Origin of the sequence: Streptomyces niveiscabiei (genome assembly GCF_001419795.1) — a bacterium.
Lineage (GTDB): Bacteria > Actinomycetota > Actinomycetes > Streptomycetales > Streptomycetaceae > Streptomyces > Streptomyces niveiscabiei.
Window position 1 is genome coordinate 1 of sequence record NZ_LIRL01000420.1, and the last position, 3,048, is coordinate 3,048.

Sequence of the window (3,048 nt, forward strand, 5' to 3'; positions counted from 1 at the left end):
ACTGCGCGACCAGCCACAGACTCCCCGCCACCCGCCCACAGCCGGCTAGTGCGGTGCCCCCCGCCAACCAGAAACCGGCAGCGCGAACTTCGCCACCAGCCGGTCCGTGAACGACGCGTGGTGCAGCCGCGCCAGCCGAACCGGCACAGCCCCCCGCCGAACCTCCACCCGAGCCCCCGGCGGCAGCTCGACCGTCCGGCGGCCGTCGCACCACAGCACCCCTGGCGGGATGTGCGGGAGGACCTCCACAGCCAGCACCGAATCCGGCGACGTCACCAGCGGCTTGGCGAACAGCGCGTGCGCGCTGATCGGCACCATCAGCAGCGCCTCGACCTCGGGCCAGACCACAGGTCCCCCGGCGGAGAAGGCGTACGCGGTGGACCCGGTCGGCGTGGACAGGCAGATGCCGTCGCAGCCGAACCCCGTCACCGGCCGCCCGTCGATCTCCAGGACGACTTCGAGGAGCTTCTCCGCCCCCGCCTTCTGGACGGCCGCCTCGTTCAGCGCCCAGTCCGTGTGCACGATGTCCCCGTTGCTGTGCACGACGACGTCGACGGTCATCCGCTCCTCGACCTCGTACGCCCGGGTCACCACCCGGTCGACGACCTTGTCGAGGTCGTCCCGCTCGGCCTCCGCGAGGAACCCGACGCTCCCGAGGTTGACGCCGAGCATGGGCACCCCGGACGCGCGGGCGAACTCGGCGCCGCGCAGCAGCGTCCCGTCCCCGCCGAGGACGATGAGCAGCTCGCACCCTTCGAGGCACTGCGGAGTGGCCTCGCCGACCAGCTCGACCTCGGCGGGCAACGGCAGGTCACGCGCCTCGTACTCCAGGACCCGCACCCCGATCCCGGACCGCAGCAGCCCCTTCACGACGAGTTCGGCGCTGCGGATGGCGGCGGGCCGCCCCGTGTGCGCGAGCAGGAAAACAGTCCGACCTGAGTTCTGGGTCACCGCGGCCCCTCCGCCACTGCACGATCGACATCGGCCGGGTCCAGAGCGGGCGCCCCGGCACGCAGCCACAGAAAGTATTCGACATTCCCGGAGGGCCCGGGCAGCGGACTCGCGGTGACCCCGTTCACCCCGAGCCCGAGCTCGGCGGCGCGCGCCGCCACCCCCCGCACGGCTTCGGCCCGCAGTTCGGGGCTGCGGACGACGCCCCCGCTGCCGAGCCGTTCCTTCCCCACCTCGAACTGCGGCTTGACCATCATCACCAGGTCGGCGCCGGGTTTCGTGCACCGCGCCAGCGCGGGCAGCACGAGCCCGAGCGGGATGAAGGACAAGTCCCCCACGACTAGATCCACAGGCTCCCCATCGATCGCTTCAAGCGTCAACTCGCGTACGTTCGTACGGTCCTTGACGGTGACGCGTTCATCGCTCTGGAGAGACCACGCGAGTTGTCCGTATCCGACGTCGACGGCGACGACGTGCGCGGCCCCGGCGCGCAGCAGCACATCGGTGAACCCGCCGGTGGAGGCGCCCGCGTCGAGCGCGCGCCGCCCCTCCACGACGAGCCCCTGCGGCACGAACACCGACAGCGCGCCCGCGAGCTTGTGCCCGCCCCGGGACACGTACTCGGGATCGCCGTCGTCGGCCTGCACGACGATCGCCGCGGCCGTCTCCACCTGCGTCGCCGGTTTCGTCGCGACGGTCTTGCCGACCGTCACCCGCCCCGCCGCGATCAGCTGACTGGCGTGCTCCCGCGACCGCGCCAGCTTCCGCCGCACCAGCTCCGCGTCCAACCGTCGACGCGCGACTCCTGCCACCTGGGTCCCACTCCTAGTTCACGTACGGCGTTGAGGGCCCCGGAGGACCCGGGCGGGCGTCGAGCGCGGCGAGCGCGTCGCGCAGCCCCCGGTGTACATCCTCGTACACCTCGATGTGCCCCTCGGTCGCGAGGTGCTCGGTGTCGGCGAGCCGGTCGAGGAGGGTGTCGACCTCGGGGTTCCCGGTGGGCGCGCGGCCGTCGGCGGCTTCGTTCATGCCCCCGACGCTACCCCGGGCCGCCGGTGTACGGTCGATCATGATGGCCACGATCGAGGAGTGCCGTACGGCACTGGAGAAGCTCGCGCAGAACATGCGCGGCGCCGACGGCGACGTACGCGCCGCGGCGAGCATGGAACGCACGGTGAGCTGCCGTATCACCGACCTGGACGTCACGTTCACCGGCCGGATGACCGGCGGCGCGATCGTGGTGGACGACGTCGCGCCCGGCCCGCCCGCCGAGAAGGCACAGATCCGGCTCACCATGACCGGGGACGACCTGGTCGCGATGGTCGCCGGTGAGCTGAACTTCGCGAAGGCGTGGGGCTCGGGCCGGGTGAAGCTGGAGGCGGGCTTCCGCGATCTGCTGAGCCTCAGGAAGCTGCTGTAGCGGCCTTCGTACGGGCCTGGCGGGCGGCCGGCACGACCAGCGGCGTACCCGTCTCCGGGTCGTCGATGACCTGGCAGCGCAGCCCGAACACCTCCTCCACGAGCCCCGCCGTGACGATGTCGCCGGGCGCGCCCTCCGCGATGACCTGCCCGGCCTTGAGCGCGATCAGGTGGGTCGCGTAGCGCGCGGCGTGGTTGAGGTCGTGCAGGACCGCGACGAGCGTGCGCCCCTGCTCCTCGTGGAGCTGCGCGCACAGGTCGAGGACGTCGATCTGGTGCTGGATGTCCAGGTACGTCGTCGGCTCGTCGAGCAGCAGCAGCGGCGTCTGCTGCGCGAGCGCCATCGCGATCCACACGCGTTGCCGCTGCCCGCCGGACAACTCGTCGACGTACCGCTCCGCGAGCTCCGCGACACCGGTCTGCTCCATCGACTCCCGCACGACACGCTCGTCCTCCGTGGACCACTGCCGCAGGATGCCCTGATGGGGATAACGCCCCCGCCCCACAAGATCCCCGACGGTGATCCCGTCCGGCGCGATCGACGACTGCGGCAACAGCCCGAGGGTACGCGCGACCTTCTTCGCCGGCATCGACTGGATCACCTGCCCATCGAGCAGCACACGGCCCTGCTGTGGCTTCAGCATCCGCGAGAGCGCGCGCAGGAGCGTGGACTTGCCG

Annotated in this window: 5 protein-coding genes; 1 reads left to right on the forward strand and 4 read right to left on the reverse strand. The window is 71.7% G+C overall.

Annotated elements, in window-relative coordinates; translation table 11 throughout:
* Window positions 1-45: 45 nt before the first annotated feature.
* Genes AOK24_RS20640 through AOK24_RS20650 form a run of 3 tightly spaced genes read right to left on the reverse strand, consistent with a single transcriptional unit; the run spans window position 46 to window position 1,980 of the window.
* A complete protein-coding gene (locus AOK24_RS20640; protein WP_055721544.1) occupies window positions 46-951 on the reverse strand; it encodes an NAD kinase in 906 nt (301 codons plus the stop codon).
* Window positions 948-1,763, reverse strand: coding sequence for a TlyA family RNA methyltransferase (locus AOK24_RS20645; protein WP_055721545.1), 816 nt, complete (start codon window positions 1,761-1,763; stop codon window positions 948-950). The genes AOK24_RS20640 and AOK24_RS20645 overlap by 4 nt, the downstream gene beginning before the upstream one ends.
* Window positions 1,764-1,776: 13 nt before the next feature.
* Window positions 1,777-1,980 carry a hypothetical protein gene (locus tag AOK24_RS20650; protein WP_107104005.1) on the reverse strand — a complete coding sequence of 68 codons (204 nt, stop codon included), beginning with the start codon at window positions 1,978-1,980 and terminating at the stop codon, window positions 1,777-1,779.
* Between the two features lie 43 nt (window positions 1,981-2,023).
* Between AOK24_RS20650 and AOK24_RS20655 the strand changes: the two genes are divergently transcribed.
* Window positions 2,024-2,371 carry an SCP2 sterol-binding domain-containing protein gene (locus AOK24_RS20655; RefSeq protein WP_055721546.1) on the forward strand — a complete coding sequence of 116 codons (348 nt, stop codon included), beginning with the start codon at window positions 2,024-2,026 and terminating at the stop codon, window positions 2,369-2,371.
* Here AOK24_RS20655 and AOK24_RS20660 read toward each other — a convergent pair.
* Window positions 2,355-3,048 (reverse strand): ABC transporter ATP-binding protein (locus AOK24_RS20660; RefSeq protein WP_055721548.1); only part of this gene is annotated, 694 nt, incomplete at its 5' end. The genes AOK24_RS20655 and AOK24_RS20660 overlap by 17 nt on opposite strands.

What these genes read in the sequence shown, in the direction of transcription:
- AOK24_RS20650 (WP_107104005.1), bottom strand. Translation starts at nt 1,980, where the DNA reads ATGAACGAAGCCGCCGACGGCCGCGCGCCCACCGGGAACCCCGAGGTC.
- AOK24_RS20655 (WP_055721546.1), top strand. Translation starts at nt 2,024, where the DNA reads ATGGCCACGATCGAGGAGTGCCGTACGGCACTGGAGAAGCTCGCGCAG.